This is a genomic window from Paraburkholderia sp. D15, assembly GCF_029910215.1.
Lineage (GTDB): Bacteria > Pseudomonadota > Gammaproteobacteria > Burkholderiales > Burkholderiaceae > Paraburkholderia.
In genome coordinates this window covers 2,079,737-2,095,869 of sequence record NZ_CP110396.1, presented here as the reverse complement: position 1 = coordinate 2,095,869, position 16,133 = coordinate 2,079,737, and the positions used below count along the sequence as shown (strand labels likewise).

At 66.3% G+C, this 16,133-nt stretch carries 13 protein-coding genes; 6 read left to right on the top strand and 7 right to left on the bottom strand.

What is annotated here, in order from left to right:
• Nucleotides 1-119: 119 nt before the first annotated feature.
• Nucleotides 120-1,955: an ABC transporter ATP-binding protein gene (locus LFL96_RS29145; protein ID WP_281001359.1), complete on the top strand. Its 1,836-nt coding sequence runs from the start codon at nt 120-122 to the stop codon at nt 1,953-1,955.
• 31 nt (nt 1,956-1,986) lie between these two features.
• Here LFL96_RS29145 and LFL96_RS29140 read toward each other — a convergent pair whose 3' ends face one another.
• A complete protein-coding gene (locus LFL96_RS29140; RefSeq protein ID WP_281001358.1) occupies nt 1,987-2,790 on the bottom strand; it encodes a hypothetical protein in 804 nt (267 codons plus the stop codon).
• A 152-nt stretch (nt 2,791-2,942) separates the two neighbouring features.
• Nucleotides 2,943-5,210 carry an alpha/beta hydrolase domain-containing protein gene (locus LFL96_RS29135; RefSeq protein WP_281001357.1) on the bottom strand — a complete coding sequence of 756 codons (2,268 nt, stop codon included), beginning with the start codon at nt 5,208-5,210 and terminating at the stop codon, nt 2,943-2,945.
• A gap of 244 nt (nt 5,211-5,454) precedes the next feature.
• Here LFL96_RS29135 and LFL96_RS29130 point away from each other — a divergent pair, with 244 nt between their 5' ends.
• A complete protein-coding gene (locus tag LFL96_RS29130) occupies nt 5,455-6,120 on the top strand; it encodes a GntR family transcriptional regulator (protein ID WP_281001356.1) in 666 nt (221 codons plus the stop codon).
• 58 nt (nt 6,121-6,178) lie between these two features.
• Here LFL96_RS29130 and LFL96_RS29125 read toward each other — a convergent pair whose 3' ends face one another.
• The 5 genes from LFL96_RS29125 to LFL96_RS29105 form a co-directional block, all read right to left on the bottom strand.
• A complete protein-coding gene (locus LFL96_RS29125; protein WP_281001355.1) occupies nt 6,179-6,772 on the bottom strand; it encodes a flavin reductase family protein in 594 nt (197 codons plus the stop codon).
• Between the two features lie 206 nt (nt 6,773-6,978).
• Nucleotides 6,979-8,109: an ABC transporter substrate-binding protein gene (locus LFL96_RS29120; RefSeq protein ID WP_281001354.1), complete on the bottom strand. Its 1,131-nt coding sequence runs from the start codon at nt 8,107-8,109 to the stop codon at nt 6,979-6,981.
• Nucleotides 8,110-8,170: 61 nt separating this feature from the next.
• Nucleotides 8,171-9,058, bottom strand: a complete 888-nt coding sequence (locus tag LFL96_RS29115; RefSeq protein ID WP_281001353.1) for an ABC transporter ATP-binding protein — start codon at nt 9,056-9,058, stop codon at nt 8,171-8,173.
• Complete coding sequence (locus tag LFL96_RS29110) at nt 9,052-10,110, bottom strand: ABC transporter permease subunit (protein WP_281001352.1); 1,059 nt, start codon at nt 10,108-10,110, stop codon at nt 9,052-9,054. Before LFL96_RS29110 ends, LFL96_RS29115 begins: the two co-directional genes overlap by 7 nt.
• A 26-nt stretch (nt 10,111-10,136) precedes the next feature.
• Nucleotides 10,137-11,165, bottom strand: coding sequence for an ABC transporter substrate-binding protein (locus LFL96_RS29105; protein WP_281001351.1), 1,029 nt, complete (start codon nt 11,163-11,165; stop codon nt 10,137-10,139).
• Nucleotides 11,166-11,423: 258 nt separating this feature from the next.
• Here LFL96_RS29105 and LFL96_RS29100 point away from each other — a divergent pair, with 258 nt between their 5' ends.
• From LFL96_RS29100 to LFL96_RS29085, 4 genes are all read left to right on the top strand, one after another.
• A complete protein-coding gene (locus tag LFL96_RS29100; protein WP_281001350.1) occupies nt 11,424-12,137 on the top strand; it encodes a hypothetical protein in 714 nt (237 codons plus the stop codon).
• 98 nt (nt 12,138-12,235) lie between these two features.
• The gene (locus LFL96_RS29095) at nt 12,236-13,132 is read left to right on the top strand and encodes a LysR family transcriptional regulator (RefSeq protein ID WP_281001349.1); all 897 of its coding nucleotides are present in this window, start codon (nt 12,236-12,238) and stop codon (nt 13,130-13,132) included.
• Between the two features lie 202 nt (nt 13,133-13,334).
• Complete coding sequence (locus tag LFL96_RS29090; protein ID WP_348638428.1) at nt 13,335-14,990, top strand: MFS transporter; 1,656 nt, start codon at nt 13,335-13,337, stop codon at nt 14,988-14,990.
• A gap of 42 nt (nt 14,991-15,032) precedes the next feature.
• Nucleotides 15,033-16,130, top strand: a complete 1,098-nt coding sequence (locus LFL96_RS29085; RefSeq protein ID WP_281001348.1) for an HlyD family secretion protein — start codon at nt 15,033-15,035, stop codon at nt 16,128-16,130.
• The last annotated feature ends 3 nt before the right edge of the window (nt 16,131-16,133 follow it).

Here is a 16,133-nt window from a genome sequence, read left to right as displayed (position 1 = left end):
TCGGCGCGAAGGCACGGCGCTTGCGACACCCGCAAGCCGGACACCTCCACTGACCCCTGCCGCGCAGGATTCCATGGACGCCCGACTCCATCGAACTCATCGAGCTCGGAGACGTTGCCATGGAACTTGTCGACGACGGCGATACCGGCCGTGCCGGCCGCGTGCGCAGAAAACGGCGCTCTCGCGTGCTGTCCCGCTATGCGGGCCGCCCCATTCGTCTGATCTGGCGCTACGTCGCGCGGCGCAAGCTGGCGCACACGGTGGTATTGGCAAGCGTGGTCGCGGCCGTCGCGTGTGCGCTGCTCGCGCAATACGGCATCCGCAATCTGATCGACGCATTGCCGACCGGCCGCGCGCATCCGCAAAACGTGATCCGCGCGTTCGCGATCCTGGTGGCGCTGATTCTCGCCGACAACCTGTTCTGGCGCGTCGCCGGCTGGGTGTCGGCGCGCACTTTCGTGGCGGTGACCGGCGACATCCGCCGCGAAATGTTCGACTATCTGGCCGGCCACGCACCATCGTTTTTCGCCGACAAACAGCCCGGCGTGCTGTCGAGCCGGATCTCCGCGACCGCCAACGCGATGTACGTGCTCGAAAACACCGTCGCGTGGACCGCCTTGCCGCCAACCCTCACCGTGATCGGCGCGATCGCGATGGTCGCGGCCGTGAGCGTGCCGATGAGTCTGGCGCTGGTCGCGATGTCGGCGGTGCTCGCGTTCTGCCTGTTTCTGCTGGCGCGCAAGGGCACCGCGCGCCACGAAGCGTTCGCGAAGAAGGCCGCCTCGGTGGACGGCGAGCTCGTCGACGTGATCGGCAACATGGGCCTGGTTCGCGCGTTCTGCGCGGTGCTCGCGGAACGGCGGCGCTTCGACGGCCAGCTCGACGCGGAAAGCGAAGCGCGCCGGCGCAGTCTGCTGTTCCTCGAAAAGCTGAGGCTGCTGCACGCGATCGCGGTGTCGATCCTGTCCGCCGCCGTGCTCGGCTGGACGGTGTGGCTGTGGAGCATCGACCGCGCGACGACCGGCGACGTCGTGCTGATCGGCTCGCTCGGCTTTTCGATCCTGCACGGCTCGCGCGATATCGCGGTGGCTTTCGTCGATCTGACGCAGCACGTCGCGCGGCTGAGCGAAGCGTCGGAAACGCTGCTGATTCCTCACACCATGCCCGAGCCCACCAAAGCCGCGCCGCTCGACATTCGCCGCGCGACCGTGGATTTCGAAGATGTGACTTTCGCCTATCCGGGCCGGCGGCCGGTGCTGAATGCGTTGAACCTGCACGTCGAGGCGGGCGAACGCGTAGGGCTCGTCGGTCCGTCCGGCGCCGGTAAATCGACCGTGCTGGCCTTGCTCCAACACTTCTACGAACCGAACTCGGGCTACGTGCGCATCTCGGGACAGGACATCGCGCAGGTGACCGTGCAAAGTTTGCAAGGCGCGTTGTCGATCGTGCCGCAGGACGTGACGCTGCTGCATCGCTCGTTGCTGGAGAACATCCGCTACGGCAGTCCGGATGCGAGCGAGGCCGACGTGCGCCGCGCGTGCGAGGACGCCCAGTGCATGGATTTCATCGGCGCGCTGCCGGAGGGCCTGAACACGATCGCCGGCGATCGCGGCACCAAGTTATCCGGCGGACAACGGCAGCGCATCGCGATTGCACGCGCGATCCTGAAGAACTCGCCGATTCTGCTGCTCGACGAAGCGACGTCCGCACTCGATACCGGCTCGGAAATCGCGATTCAGACCGCGCTGGACCGCTTGATGAAAAACCGCACGGTCATTGCGATCGCTCACCGGCTATCGACGCTGCAGAGTTTCGATCGCATCGTCGTGCTCAATCGCGGCAGGGTCGTTCAGCAAGGCACGCCTGCGCAACTGGCGGCCGTGCCCGGCATCTATCGCGACACGCTGGCGCGGCAGATCAAGCGCATGCCCGCGACACGCGTCGAGTCGATGTAGATGTCGATGCAGATGTAGATGCGTGCGCCGGTCAGTGCGGCACGTACAACGCGATGAACCCAGGGTTCTGACTGGTCGCGCCGCTCGCCGGAATGCCCTGTTCGACGAGCACGGTTTGCGCCGCCGCGTTGTGATAAATCTTCAAACGTATCGTCTGCGGATTGGCCGCTTGCGCGTTGTCGAGATAGCCCGCGCTGGACAGCAGCGCCGTCGCCTGCGCGGCCGTGAAGCTTTGATTCACGATGGTGACCGTGGTGCCGGGATTGCCGTCGAACACGTTGTCGGTGAAACTGCCGTCCGCGCCGACCGTCAGCGTGGACGACGGCGAAGGCGCACCCTCCGCCTTCGCGCCGCAGTTTTCCCAACCGCTGAATTGCGTGCCGAGCGCACCGAGCGCCGTCCAGTCCGCGGACGGCGTCGACGACGCGGTCCACGTAGCGTCGAGCAACGCGGCCACGCTCTTGATATCGACGCCGACGTTCACACCGCTCACGGTGCCGATCGTGTTCGACGCCGCCGACACGCAGGCCATGCCCGCACCTGTCACGTTGGTCGCGACGAAGGTCGAGACGAGCGAATTGCTGCCGGCCGCGAGCAACGGCGCGGCAACGGGCGTGGTGAGCAACGCGTTGCTGGTCGAGGTCGCGGCGGTGAGCGACAACGACACCGGCGCGATACTGCCGAGCGTCAGGCTGTTGGCGTAGACCACGGCGGCATTCGCCGGCGCGGGCGGCGGCGTGTTCGTGCCCGTGGTTCCGCTGCCGGAGCTGCCGTTGCTACTGCCGCCTCCACCGCCGCCGCAGGCACCGACCGCGCAAGCGGCGGCAAACGCCACGATGGACCTGCTCGCTATCTGTCTCATCGCGTTCGCCCCCGCCGGCTGTCTTCGCCATCGTCGTCGTTACCACTCGTACGCGATGCGCGGCGCGGCCGCGCATCGTCCTGCCCAACAACCTACAACCACCAACAACCCCACCCCACCGCACATCAAGGTTGCGGCAGCAAGGTCGGCGACACACTGGCCGCATTCGCGATGAAGACGTTGGTCGCGTCGTCCTGCAACAGATAACCCTGACTCACGAGCGCATTCGCCGCAGTCGCCACCGCCGCCTGATACTTCGACCGGCTGCCGTTGTACAGGGTGGTCAGGTTGGTACGCGTATCGGTTCCGCCCGCTTCGGCTGCGGCGCTGATCGCGAACGGAATCGCCGCGCCGTTCGAGATACAGCCGTCGCCGATCGCATGACCCGCGCCGCGATAGTTCCAGCCGGTGTACGTGGCGAGCGGCACGCTCACATCGGGCACCAGCACGCCGGTCGTTTCGTTGCCGTTGGCATCCACCTTCGGCACGAGGATCGTGTACTGCTGCGCCGTGTTCACCTGCGGCACCGCGTTCGCGAAGGTCGTCACGAACAGCTGGTTGTACTCGCCGTTAAAGGTGAGTTGCAGTTGCGTGGGCGTCGCCGCCGGACCGCTCGGCACCATCACGTTGGTCAACGACGGGAAGCCCGTTGCAGTCTGCGTCGGCGCGACCAGGGTACCGGATGCGACCGTCGGGTATTGCGACGGCGGCGGCATCGTGCCCTTGCCGACCCAGTTGACGAGCGCCGGAATCAGCGCACGTTCCACCGGCGTTTCCTCGACCGGCGAGCCCGGCAACTGGCACTGGCTGCCCGCCGCCGGCACCGTCATATTGCCGGTCGTCACACCGCTGCCGCCGCCGTGCTGCGTGCCCGGCACAAGGTAGTAGCGCACGTTGGAGGGCAGCGTGATGTCGTTGCCCCGTCCGTCGGTGACGACCAGCGATGCGCCGCCGCCCCACCATTCGAACGCGCCGTCGAGCTGCATGATCTTCGGGCAGGTATTGGTCGCCGTGCATTGCTTCAGCACGCCGTCGCTGACGCCGCTCACCGGATCGGTCATGGTCGCGTACGTGAACGGGAACTGGAAGCCCGGCATGAAGTGATCCTCATGCTGCTTCGACCAGCGTCCCGGTTGCGCGAACGCGGTATTGGTCCACGTACGGCGCGCGGCCGAAATGATCGGGAACATGCCGTCGAACACGATTTTCCCGTTGGCATCGACATTGAAGCCCTGATAGAGGAAGTCCTTCATGAAGCGGCCGGACTGCGAAATCCCCTCGCCGATCGCGATATCGAAGTTCGTACTCGTCGAACACGTCGACGACACGCACGCCGCGCCCTTCAGATCGTTGAGCGGATTGGCCACGCCTTGCGCATCCGTGGTGTTGTAGCGCAGGAACGACACCAGGTCGCGCAGCGCGGCAAAGCCGATACCGTCCACCGTCGGCGCGGCGGCCTGATACACGAAGCTGTAGATGGTCCCGGCATCCGGCGCCACCTGCGTGCCGTTCGGCCCCGGCACGCTCGCGGGCGGCGTGAACGTCACCGAGTAATTGCCTTCGTAGACGTTGTTCGGCGTGCTCGCGTAGCTCCACGTCGTCACCGGCTGCGACGGCGCGGTGTAGGTTTCGAGGCCGCCCGGAATGCTGCCGTACGCGGTCAACCACGACTGCCGCGCGGTGAACGTCACCGAGGTCTTGTCGTTCAGATTGGCCGGCGGATAGGTCAGCGGAATCGTGGTGGGCGCGCCGCCCGCGTAGTCCGGAATGAATTCCTCGCGGCTCCAGCCGACCATCGGCGAGCCGTCCGGGTTGGTGGCCACCGGGAAACTCACGCCGAGCAGACCCGCGCCGGCGGTGGTCGGGTTGCCGGTGAGCGGCACATCGCCCTGCCAGCCGCTCCACAACACCGTGTAGCCGTTACGCAGCAGCGACGGGAACGTCGACGGCGGCGCCGCGCCGGTGTCGAGCGCACCGCCGCCCACGAACGCGGCCGCGCCGATCTTGCTGCCGCGATTCACCACGTCGTAGAACAGCACACGGGTCGCATTGGACGCGCTCTGCGGACGCAGGATCACCACGTCGGTCGTGTAGGCCACGTAGCCGTCGCTGCCGACCGGCGCGTTCTTGATGTTGACGATGCCCGCATTGAGCGGATTGTTCGGATCGAGTTCGCCGTGCACGAGCGCCGTGATCACCTGATACGGACCGGCGGCGCCGGCCGGCGTCGCGCCACCGAAGGCGGGCGCGCTGGAGAGAATCTGGAAGCTCTGGATGAATCCCGCGCTGCGCGCGACGGGCGGTGGAGACCCGTGATCGCCATGCCCGCAGCCGCCGATCAAGGCGACTCCCACACCGACTCCCACCGATACAGCAAGCGACTGCACCTTCATGGTCAAGCCCTCCGGACAGCGTCGAGAAAAAGGCGTGCGTGTGTTTGGCGGGAACGGACGAAACTTCGGCGGTTGTCGCCGATATGTTCATCAGGGCCTGTCAGTATTTTTTGGAAAGGCTATTTTTATATTTATAACCTTGCTACGTATTTATAATTCGACCGACACCGTTCTCAACTATCGTTTACGCGTACGGTGGCAGCATGCTCGTTGTGGTCAACTCGGTTCCGTGCGGAGTCCAAACATGACAAACAAGCTCACCCTCGCAGACCGGCTGCGCGAATCCATCGAGGAAGCGATCGCGACCGGCGATCTGCCGCCCGGCGCGCGGCTCGACGAAGCGGAATTGATCGCGCGTTTCGAGGTATCGCGAACGCCGGTGCGAGAGGCCCTATTGCAGCTGGCTGCCGCCGGCATGGTGGAGATGCGGCCGCGGCACGGCGCGGTGGTCGCGAAGATCAGCCTGCACCGGCTGATCGAAATGTTCGAGGTGATGGCGGAACTGGAGGCCATGTGCAGCCGGCTCGCCGCGCGCCGCATGAACGCCCAGGAACTGGAGACGCTGCGCGAGGCGCACATCGCGTGTCAGAACGCTCGCGACGCCGGCAATCCGGACGACTACTTCCATCTGAACGAGCGCTTTCACTGTCTGATCTACGTGGGCAGCCACAACAGCTTTCTGCACGATCAGGCGAAGGCGCTGCACAAGCTGCTGCGTCCGTACCGGCGTTTGCAGTTGCGCGTGAAGGGGCGAGTGGCCGCCTCGTTCGACGAACATCAGGCGGTCGTGGATGCGCTGGCGGCGGGCGACGGCGAAGCCGCCGCCGCCACGCTGCGCGGGCACATTCTGGTGCAGGGGGAGCGCTTCGGCGATCTGATCGCCGCGCTGGCGCAGGTCGGCGCGGATTAGCGGTGCGCGAGACTGAGCCGTTGCGCCGACTCGCGGCGCCGCGAGCGAGCGCGGTGTGCTACGCGTCTTCCGCCGGATCGACGAGCGCCGACATCGCATCGCCGATCGCATAGAACTGACCGCCGGCAATGTAATGGAGACTGCGCAATGCGGGGTCCGCGCGATCGAAGTGCCAATGGCCGTCTTCGAATACGCGGGTGTCGGACCACGCGCCGACCACTTCGCCGATGAACAGATCGTAGGTTTGCTGATTGTGCGGCTCGGGAATCAGCTTGCAGGCAAGCCACCCTGAACAGCCCGCGACGAACGGCAGATCGTAGCCGTCGATGTCGAACAGACTCACCGCCGCGCGTTGCAGTTTGTCCGGCATGTCGGCGAGGCTGCGGGTGCCGACATCGTGCGTGAGTTGAAGCTGCGCGACGGTCGGCACCTGAATCACGAACGTGCCGCTCTGCTCGATCAGGCCGCGCGTGCGGGTCGACTTGTCGAGCACGACGGTCAGCTTGGGCGGCGCGAAATCGAGCGCGCACGACCAGGCGGCCGCCATCACGTCGTCCACGCCGCCGTGACGCGCGGACACCAGCACGGTCGGCCCGTGGTTGAGAAGCCGGTAAGCCTTCTTCATGTCGACCGGCGCGATATGACTATCCATGCGTGTTTCCTTCCATAGCGACGCGTGCGCGTCTCACGTTGCAGACCAGCCGAAGCTTATCCCAGACGCGATGAACGCGAGCGGACGCGTGCCGCGCGCACCGCTGTGGTTCGCGGCTTACGGCGCGTGGCGGAGGAAACCGACCGTGAACGGAATCGGCCAATCGTCCAATCGGCCGTTCGTCAGATTGTCAGATCGTAGGCTCGTCAGGCCAGCACGTCCGAGAACACGCGGCTCGCGAAGCGCCCGGAATCGGTATTCGCGTTCACCACGCCGACGGTTTTCAGATCGTCGGCGTAGAGCGCGATTTCCTGCCTGAACGCATCGCCGACCGGATGATGGTGATCGGTGTGGCTCTTCAGCATCGCCGTCAATTGACTGACATCCGCGCCCGGCACGTAGGCCGAGAAGATCTTCGCGGCGTCGGCGGGACGATTCGCGCTCCACTCGGTCGCTTCGAGCAACGCCTGCGTGAGCCCTTGCGCCGTCGCGCGATCCTTGCGGATCAGCGAGCCGCGCACGCCGAGCACGCAGCACACGCGGTTCGCGTATTCGCCGCACAGGTTGTTCGACACCTCGTACAGATGGTCCGATTCGCGCAGCGTCCAGATGGTTGGATCACCGTCCGCGATGGCCTGCACTTCGCCCTTCTTCAGCGCCTCGCCGAGTAGCGGCGCCGGATACTGACGCCAATGCACGTCGTTGTCCGGATCGATGCCGATTTTCTTCAGCGTGATCGCGAAGAAGTTTTTCGCCGGGCTTGCCATGTCACTGATGCCGACCGTGCGCCCCTTCAGGCCTTGCAGATCGACGATGCCCGACGCTCGGGTCGCGAGCAGCCGCATGCAGCCGCCGTGGATGCCGGCCGTGAGCTTCACGTCGAAGCCCTGTTCGAGCGGTTTGATCCAGCGCAGCGCCATGCCCACGCCCGCATCCGATTTGCCGGTGGCGATCGCTTCGAGCAACTGGTCCGTCGAGCCGGCGAAATTGACCAGCTCGACCTGCAGGCCGTGGCGCTGGAAGAAGCCTTCCTTCAACGCCACCGCGACCGGCGCCGTGCAGATCGCGCCGGCATTCCACGAGAGCTTGAGCGGCTTGAGGTTGCCGTCGGCGAATGCGCGCGTGGCAGGCAGGCTGAACGACGCGCCGCCCAGCGCGGCCGCGCCGGCCAGCCACGAGCTTTTGCGCAGCCACGCGCGGCGCGTCGGATTGGCCGGCTTATCGAAGCCGGCGAGCGAGTCGGCGCGCGCGTTCAACGTCGTGGCGGCTGATTCGATTGGGACGGCGGTGTCGGCCGCTGCGATGTCGGTCCGCGCGGCATCGTCGGTGAGTTTCATGAGGAGGTCCTGGCGTGTGGTGGTGTGGGGAGGTCGTCGGGTGTGTCTTGTTTCGCTGCACTCATGCGTCGAGGCCGAGTTGCGCGAGCACTTCACGGCGTAGCGCGACCAGCTTCGGATCGTCGCGATGGCGGGGATACGGTGCGTCGTTGCGTACCTGCGCGATCACGCGCGCCGGACGCTCGCTCAACACGATCACGCGATTCGCGACGACCAGCGCTTCTTCCACGTCGTGCGTGACCAGCAGCACCGAAAAACGCGCGGCCTGCCACAGCCGCACGAGTTCGCCCTGCATGCGCAGACGCGTGAGCGAATCGAGCTTGCCGAACGGCTCGTCGAGCACGAGCAATTGCGGATCGTTGACGAGCGCGCGCGCCAGCGCCGCCCGCTGCGCCATACCGCCCGACAGTTGATGCGGAAACGCATCCGCGAACTGCGTGAGGCCGACGAGTTCGAGCGCCGCGTCGACCCGTTCGCGCACGCTGCGCGCGGGCACCGCTTGCGGCGAATGCCCCGGGTGTTTGGCCCCTGCCGTGTCTCGGCCGCCTTCCGCTCGCTTCGTATTCCGCCGCTGCGCATCGGGCCCAAGTCCAACGTTGTCGCGCACCGTGCGCCACGGAAACAATGTCGGGTCCTGGAACACGACCACACGCGAAGGCGCGGGACCGTTCACCGGCTCACCATCGGCATGCACGCTGCCGTGCGCCGGCTTGTCGAGCCCCGCGACGAGCCGCAGCAGCGTCGACTTGCCGCAACCGCTCGGCCCCAGCAACGCGACGCATTCGCCGGGTTCGACCGTCAGGCTGACGTCGTCGAGCACCGGCAGCGCGGCGCCGCGCAGCGCGAAACGATGACTGACGTTGCGCACGTCGATGCGCGCGCCATGCTTTGCCTGCGCGAGATCAGGAGAAGCAGACGCGGGAATGGATGCAGACGCAACGGCTACCATTTGAGCAATCCTTTTTGCCAGACCAGCAAACGGTCACGCACACGAAACAGCACGGTGATCAACCCCGAGCACATCAGCGCCATTACGAGCAGCCCCGCGTACATGTTCGAGTAAGCGGCCCACCCCTGCGCCCATTGCAGATACCAGCCGAGCCCGGCCTTCACGCCCATCATCTCCGCGACGATCAATACCGAGAACGACGCGCCGAGCCCCATGAACAGGCCGACGAAAACCGACGGCAACGCGGCCGGAATCGCCACCTTCAGAATCAGGAACGACGGCCGCGCGCCGAGTGTGCGGGCCACGTCGTAATACGCGGGATTCACGCTCGCGACGCCGGACCACGTCAGCACGGCAACCGGAAACGCGCTGGCCAGCGCAATCAGAAATACGCTCGCGCTGAAGCTCGACGGAAAGAAGAAGAACGCCAGCGGCAGCCACGCGGTGGCCGGCAACGGCCCGATCAGACGCAGCACGGGATGCAGCCAGTAACCGACCGCGCGCGACCAGCCGATGCTCACGCCGACCACGAAACCCGTCAGCGCGCCGAGCAGATAACCGTAGGCCAGCAGGCCGAACGAATGCACGACGCTGGCCGACAGTCGCGGCAGATCGTCGAAGAACACCGCGATCAACGCTTGCGGCGGTGCGAAGAACGGACGCGGCAGCCATTCGAGTTTCGCGGTGACGATTTCCCAGCCGCTGAAACCCAATGCGAGTGCAAGCAGCCACGGCGCGACGGCGATCCAGTTGTCGATGCGGGTTGCCTCGGCCGGGATGTCGGCTGGTCGCGCCTGCACCCGGCGCGTGGCCAGACGCCAGCCCGTCACCCCGAGCGCCGCCGACACCAGGCCCAGCGCAATTTCAAGGATCAGCAACTCGCGCGTATAAGGCCAGTCGTCGAGACTCGGCCACCACTGCGTGAGCGCCGCGCCGCCGAACCACGCGAGCGCCGCCAGCGCGGGAACGATCAGCTTGCGATGATGCGACCCGGACGCCGCCTCACTCGCGTGAAGACCGCCGAGTTCGAGTGATTGCAATTGCGTGGACATGTCGAGGCATTCTCCTGAGGCAGACGTCAAACGTTCGCAATGTGAGTGTCGGAAATCGCGCGCACGTCGATGCGTCGCGGCAGGATCGCGTCGCGGTTCGCGCTGTCGGCGACCTTTTGAAGTGCGGCAATGTCGGCGTCGTTGACGAAATGCTGTTTCAGCGACGCGCGCTGCGTGATGCGCTTCGCGGCATCGAGCGGCGAGCGCGTGAGCGTCGCGTAGATTTGCGCGTACTCGTCGGGATGGGCCAGCGCCCAATCGCCGGCGCGCTGCAGTCTCGTCAGCACGTCCGCTATCGCGGCGCGCTTGCGCGCATCCGCGAGCGCCGCGCCCGATGCGGTGATGAAACCGAGACCGCTGTTGATACCGCTGCCGTCGCGCAGAATCCGCGCGCCGCGTTGCACGGCGATGCCGTAATACGGATCGAACGTGGCCCACACGTCGATCGAGCCGGACGCGAAAGCGGCGAATGCATCCACGGGCAGAATGAACCGCACGCTGACGTCGTCCTTCGACAGTCCCGCTTCGGCGAGCGCGCCGTACAGCTGGAATTGCGAAATGCTGCCGCGTGCGGACGATACAAACACCGTGCGGCCCTTCAGATCCGCGACGCTGCGCAGCTTCGAATCCGGCGCGACCAGAATGCCGAGTTGCGCGCCCGAACCGACCCGCGTCGCGACGATCTTCAGCGTGGGATCGCCGACGGCCGCCGCGAGCACGGGCAGATCGCCGGCCGGCGCGAGATCGACCGCGCCCGCGCGCTGCGCTTCGAAGAGCGGCGCCGCGCCCTGAAAATTGGCCCAGCGAAACGCGTACGGCGTGCCGTCGAGCACCTTGGCCGCTTCGGCGAGCGCACGCGTGCCGCCGGCTTGATCGCCGAGCACGAGCGTGGTCGTGGACGCGCTGTCGGCCGCTAACGCATCGCGCGCGGACAACGCGGAGAGTGCCGAAAGCGTGCCGCCCACGGCGAGCGACGCAGGCGCCGCGCTCAACCATTTGAGTGCGCGCCGCCGCGCGGTGAATGCGGAAAACGATGCTGGAACGGAAACGGCCATATGCCCTCGCTGGCGAAACTGGATGCAAGCGTAGCGACGAAGCCGGGCCGTGAGAATTATTCTATTTCGATATGTTTATATCGATTCAATATTTATCTTTTGCATGCAGAGGCATGCTTCATCGCGGTGCGCGCCGGTCTGCGTTGTCATCGCTCGCGGCGCTCGAGCAGGGCGCCATTGAACCGGCCGGTCCCGGAGGTGTCACACCCACTCGACTATCATTAAGCGTTCTCAGCGAGCGACACCCGGCGGTTGGATATGACGAATACAGGCAAAGCATTGATTATCGGGCTGGTGCTGATCGACCTCGCCGTTGCGGCTTATCTGCTGGTGCCGAGAGGCGAACGCACGAAAGCGGCGAACGGCACGGTCGCGGTCGAACAAGCCGACGCCGAGCGTCCGCTCGCGCCGTCCACCGGTTCGCTCGATTCATCGGCCAGCACGATCGGCGCGGTGCCGGCCAGCCCTCGTGCGAGCGATACCCACGTGGTGGGCGGCAGTGTGCTGCCCGACGCGCCCACGCCGCCGGCGAATACGGGCGCGATCGCGACGGCGCCGCTGCCGCCGCATCAACCGCCGGTGCATACGAGCCGCTCGGCGGCCGTGCATGCGCCTGCCGAACCGAAGGCTGCAATGGCCGCCAATGTGCAGGCGAATTCACACGGCGCGCCGGCGAATGCGTATGCCGTCCAGCCGAACGCCCATGCAAGCGGCGACTTGAGCCGTCAAGGTTCGAACACGGTTGCCGCGGCGATGACGGCGGCGCTCGTGAAGGAATCGTCGAAACCCGACCCTTCATTGCCGATGCCGCCGGGCGCGATGCAGTCGCCGCAATCGCAAACACCGGCACGCGATGGACAGTATCCGCACGGCTCGACCGCGGTCGGCGCGGCGATGACGCAGGAACTGGTCAGGCAATCGGCGCACGTCGATCCGGTGTCGCAACCGGCGGTGCGAGGCGGAGCGCAATAGGCGGCTTTTGAATCCACCCGCAGCCCATTCGCCAGTTTCCCTGCACCCATTCCCATCCTGCTTCAAACTGCACGCCTCGTTCACCATCGTTGCGTGCCATGCAGCTACCTGACCTCAATCTGCTGATCGCGCTGGACGCGCTGCTCGAAGAAGGCTCCGTGGTCGGCGCCGCGCAACGCATGCATCTGAGCGCGCCCGCCATGAGCCGCACGCTCGCGCGGATTCGCGACGCCGTCGGCGACCCGATCCTCGTCAAGATCGGCCGGCGCATGGTGCCCACGCCGCGCGCGCTCGCGCTACGCGACCAGGTGCGCGCGTCGGTGGAAAGCGCGGTACGGCTGCTGCAACCCGAGCGCGACTTCGACATCGCCACGCTGGAGCGGCGTTTCAACCTGCAAGCCAACGATACGTTCACCAGCCCCTTCGGCGGCGCCGTGCTCGATCGTGTCAGACGCGAAGCGCCGCGTTCGGTGCTGCGCTTCGAACCCGCCAACGACATCGACGCGCACGTCGTGCTCGAAGGCAATACGGACCTGCTGATCACGTCGATGCGGCCGCTAGGGCCGGACATTCATATGCAGACGCTGTTCACGACGACCATCGTCGGCCTCGCGCGGGACGATCATCCGATCTTCGACGAAGAAATCACGCCGCAGCGCTTCGCGGCCTGCGACCACATCAGCGTGTCACGGCGCGGTCTTGCCACCGGCCCGATCGACGGCGCGCTCGCGGCGCTCGGTCTCGCGCGCACGGTGTCGCTGGTGGTGCCGTCGTTTCATAACGGCGTGTTCGCACTGGGCGCCTCCGATCTGATCTCCGCCGTGCCGGAACACGTCGCGACGGCGGCACAGGCGCTCGGCATCCGCGTGCGTCCGTTCCCGATTCCGATGCCGCTGGAAACGATCGTGGTGATTCAGGCATGGCATCCGCGCTTTCAGAGCGATCCGGCGCATCAGTGGCTGCGGCGTGTGGTGCGCGAGGTCTGCGGCGCGTAGCGAGCCGGTAGGCGGATCGATTCTCGCCTGCTCCACAACGCGCCACACGATGCGTGCGCCGGACGCACTGATCGATTGCGAAAATCGCAATATTCGAACCGATCGGCAATTCGTAGACTGGCACCCGTCCCATCGCTGGAGCCAGCATCATGTCGTTTTGCAAAGCACGCAGCGCACCCCGTCGGCAAGACAGGCGGCGCGCGTGAATACCGTCGTCCCACCCGTGCCGGCGTCCGCGCTTACGCTCACCGCGACGCACGCGCCGTCGTCGCCCAGTGCCACCGGAGCTGCCTTCAACACACGCGTGATGGTCGGTCTCGCGGGCGTGCTGATCGCGGTGGTCATCGCGCAACTCAACGACCACGTCACCGAAGTCGCGATGGCCGACATTCGTGGCGCGCTGGGCATCGGCCGCGATGACGCGTCGTGGCTGAGCACGGTCTATCAGGCGACGCAGGTCTCGGCGATGATGTTCGCCCCCTGGTGCTCGACGACGTTTTCGTTGCGGCGCTTCACGATCGGCGCGGTGATCGCCTTCGCGCTGCTGGGCATCGCATTGCCGTTCGCGTCGACGTTCGGCACGCAACTCTCGTTGCGCGCGTTGCAAGGCCTCGCCGGCGGCTGCCTTCCACCGATGCTGATGACCGTCGCGCTGCGCTTCCTGCCGCCCGGCATCAAACTCTACGGCCTTGCGGCCTATGCGTTGACCGCGACGTTCGCGCCGAATCTCGGCACGCCGCTCGCGGCGTTATGGACGGACTACGTGGGCTGGCGTTTTCTGTTCTGGCAGATCGTGCCGCTCGCGCTGGTATCGGTCTGCATGATCGCGTGGGGCTTGCCGCAAGACCCGCTGCGTCTCGAACGCTTCCGGCAATTCGACTGGCGCGGCGTGCTGCTCGGTTTTCCCGCCATGACGATGCTGGTCGTCGCGCTCGAACAGGGCACCCGTGCCGGCTGGACCGACGCGTCGTGGCTCTGCGCGCTGCTCGTCGGCGGGACCGTTTTGCTGATGCTGTTCTTCGTCAACGAATGGTTTCATCCGTTGCCATTCTTCAAGATCCAGTTGCTGGCGCGGCGCAATCTGACGCATGCGCTGCTCACGCTCGGCGGCGTGTTGCTGATCCTCGTCGCCATGCCGGGCCTGCCGGCCGCCTATCTGATCGAAGCGCACGGCTACCGGCCGCTGCAACTCGCGCCGCTCGCGCTGTGCGTCGCGTTACCGCAACTCGTCGCGCTGCCCGCCGTCGCGGCCCTCTGCAATTTGCGCCGCGTCGATTGCCGCTGGGTACTCGCAAGCGGCTTGGGCTTGATCGCGCTGTCGTGCTACGCGGGCAGCTTCATGACGTCCGACTGGACCCGCGAGAACTTCTACGCGCTGCAAGTCCTGCAGATCGTCGCGCAACCCATGGCGGTGATTCCGCTGCTGATGCTCTCGACCAACGGCATGACGCCTGCCGAAGGTCCGTTCGCGTCGGCATGGTTCAACACCGTGAAGGGGTTTGCCGCCGTGCTCGGCACGGGCGTCACCGAAGGCCTGACGACGATGCGCGAGCGTTTCCATTCGAACGTATTGGTCGACGCGCTCGGCAATCGGCCGCATGCGTTCGCGACGATGCAGCAGAACGTCTTCGCGTGCCTGCATTGCGATCCGCATGCATGGCTGGCGCTGCTCGACCAGCGCATCCGCGAGCAGGCGTTGGTGCTCGCGTCGGCGGATGTGTTCCGGTTGATGGGTTGCATCGCACTCGGGTTGATCGTGCTGACCGCGGTGTTGCCGACGCGCGTATATCCGCCGCGCGCGCCGGCGCCGGCTCCGGCTACTCCGGCCCCCGCGCCCACCGCGGCGCTTCCGTCGTGAACGAATCCATTACTCCGTTCCAGCCAGCAGAAAGGTCGTCTCATGTCTGAATCGAAATCGAAACCGCAGTCGAAACTGCCGTCTAACAAAAAAATCCATGCGCTGGCCGCGGCGGCGCTCGCGTTGCTCGGCCTGTGCGCCGCGCTCGCGTACGGCGCGTTCAGTCCCGCCGGACCCCGCACCGACGACGCCTACGTGAGCGCCGATTTCACCGTGGTCGCGCCGCGTGTGGCCGGCCAGATCAGCGCGTTATCCGTCGACGACAATCAGGTCGTCCACAAGGGGCAGTTGCTCGCGCAGATCGACGATCGCGATTACGCCGCGGCGGTTGCTTCCGCGCAAGCCAACGTCGCGGCCGCCCAGGCGGCCATCGACAACGTGTCTGCCAGCATCGTGCAACAGCACGCGTCGATCGATCAGGCCGCCGCGTCGCTGTCCGCCGCGAAGGCGGGCGCGGTGTTCGCACGCGCCGACTACGCGCGCTATAACGATCTCGCGGAACACGGCGCCGGCAGCACGCAGAACGCCCAACAGGCGCGCTCGCGCACCGACACCGCGCTCGCCGACGTGTCGCGCAATGCGGCCGGGCTGGAAGCCGCAAGACAGCAAGTCGCCGTGTTAGCCGCTCAGCGCGAGCGCGCCGTCGCGGCGCTTCAGCAGGCGCAGGCGGCCCTCGATACCGCGCGTCTGAACCTGTCGTGGACCCGCATCGTCGCGCCGATCGACGGCGTGGTCGGCCAGCGCGCGGCGCGGGTCGGCGCGTACGTCACGCCGGGCACGCCGCTGCTCGCGGTCGTGCCGTTGCAGCAGGCCTACGTCGTGGCGAATTTTCAGGAAACGCAATTGACGGGCGTGGCGCCCGGCCAGCTCGCGGAGATTCGTGTCGATACGTATCCGGGCAGGGTGTTGCGCGGCAAGGTCGACAGTTTTGCGCCCGCGACCGGCGTCACGTTCGCGGCCATCGCGCCCGACAACGCGACCGGCAATTTCACCAAGGTGGTCCAGCGGATTCCGGTCAAGATCGCGTTGAACGGCGGTCAGCAGGAACTCGGCAAGCTGCGCGTCGGCATGTCGGTCGAAGCGACGATACGGACTAGCGGCGGATCGGCTTCCACCCAGACCGAGGTCGCCGCACGATGAACG

What these genes read in the sequence shown, in the direction of transcription:
- LFL96_RS29110 (WP_281001352.1), bottom strand. Translation starts at nt 10,110, where the DNA reads ATGTCCACGCAATTGCAATCACTCGAACTCGGCGGTCTTCACGCGAGT.
- LFL96_RS29095 (WP_281001349.1), top strand. Translation starts at nt 12,236, where the DNA reads ATGCAGCTACCTGACCTCAATCTGCTGATCGCGCTGGACGCGCTGCTC.
- LFL96_RS29100 (WP_281001350.1), top strand. Translation starts at nt 11,424, where the DNA reads ATGACGAATACAGGCAAAGCATTGATTATCGGGCTGGTGCTGATCGAC.
- LFL96_RS29115 (WP_281001353.1), bottom strand. Translation starts at nt 9,058, where the DNA reads ATGGTAGCCGTTGCGTCTGCATCCATTCCCGCGTCTGCTTCTCCTGAT.
- LFL96_RS29085 (WP_281001348.1), top strand. Translation starts at nt 15,033, where the DNA reads ATGTCTGAATCGAAATCGAAACCGCAGTCGAAACTGCCGTCTAACAAA.
- LFL96_RS29130 (WP_281001356.1), top strand. Translation starts at nt 5,455, where the DNA reads ATGACAAACAAGCTCACCCTCGCAGACCGGCTGCGCGAATCCATCGAG.
- LFL96_RS29135 (WP_281001357.1), bottom strand. Translation starts at nt 5,210, where the DNA reads ATGAAGGTGCAGTCGCTTGCTGTATCGGTGGGAGTCGGTGTGGGAGTC.
- LFL96_RS29145 (WP_281001359.1), top strand. Translation starts at nt 120, where the DNA reads ATGGAACTTGTCGACGACGGCGATACCGGCCGTGCCGGCCGCGTGCGC.
- LFL96_RS29105 (WP_281001351.1), bottom strand. Translation starts at nt 11,165, where the DNA reads ATGGCCGTTTCCGTTCCAGCATCGTTTTCCGCATTCACCGCGCGGCGG.
- LFL96_RS29120 (WP_281001354.1), bottom strand. Translation starts at nt 8,109, where the DNA reads ATGAAACTCACCGACGATGCCGCGCGGACCGACATCGCAGCGGCCGAC.
- LFL96_RS29125 (WP_281001355.1), bottom strand. Translation starts at nt 6,772, where the DNA reads ATGGATAGTCATATCGCGCCGGTCGACATGAAGAAGGCTTACCGGCTT.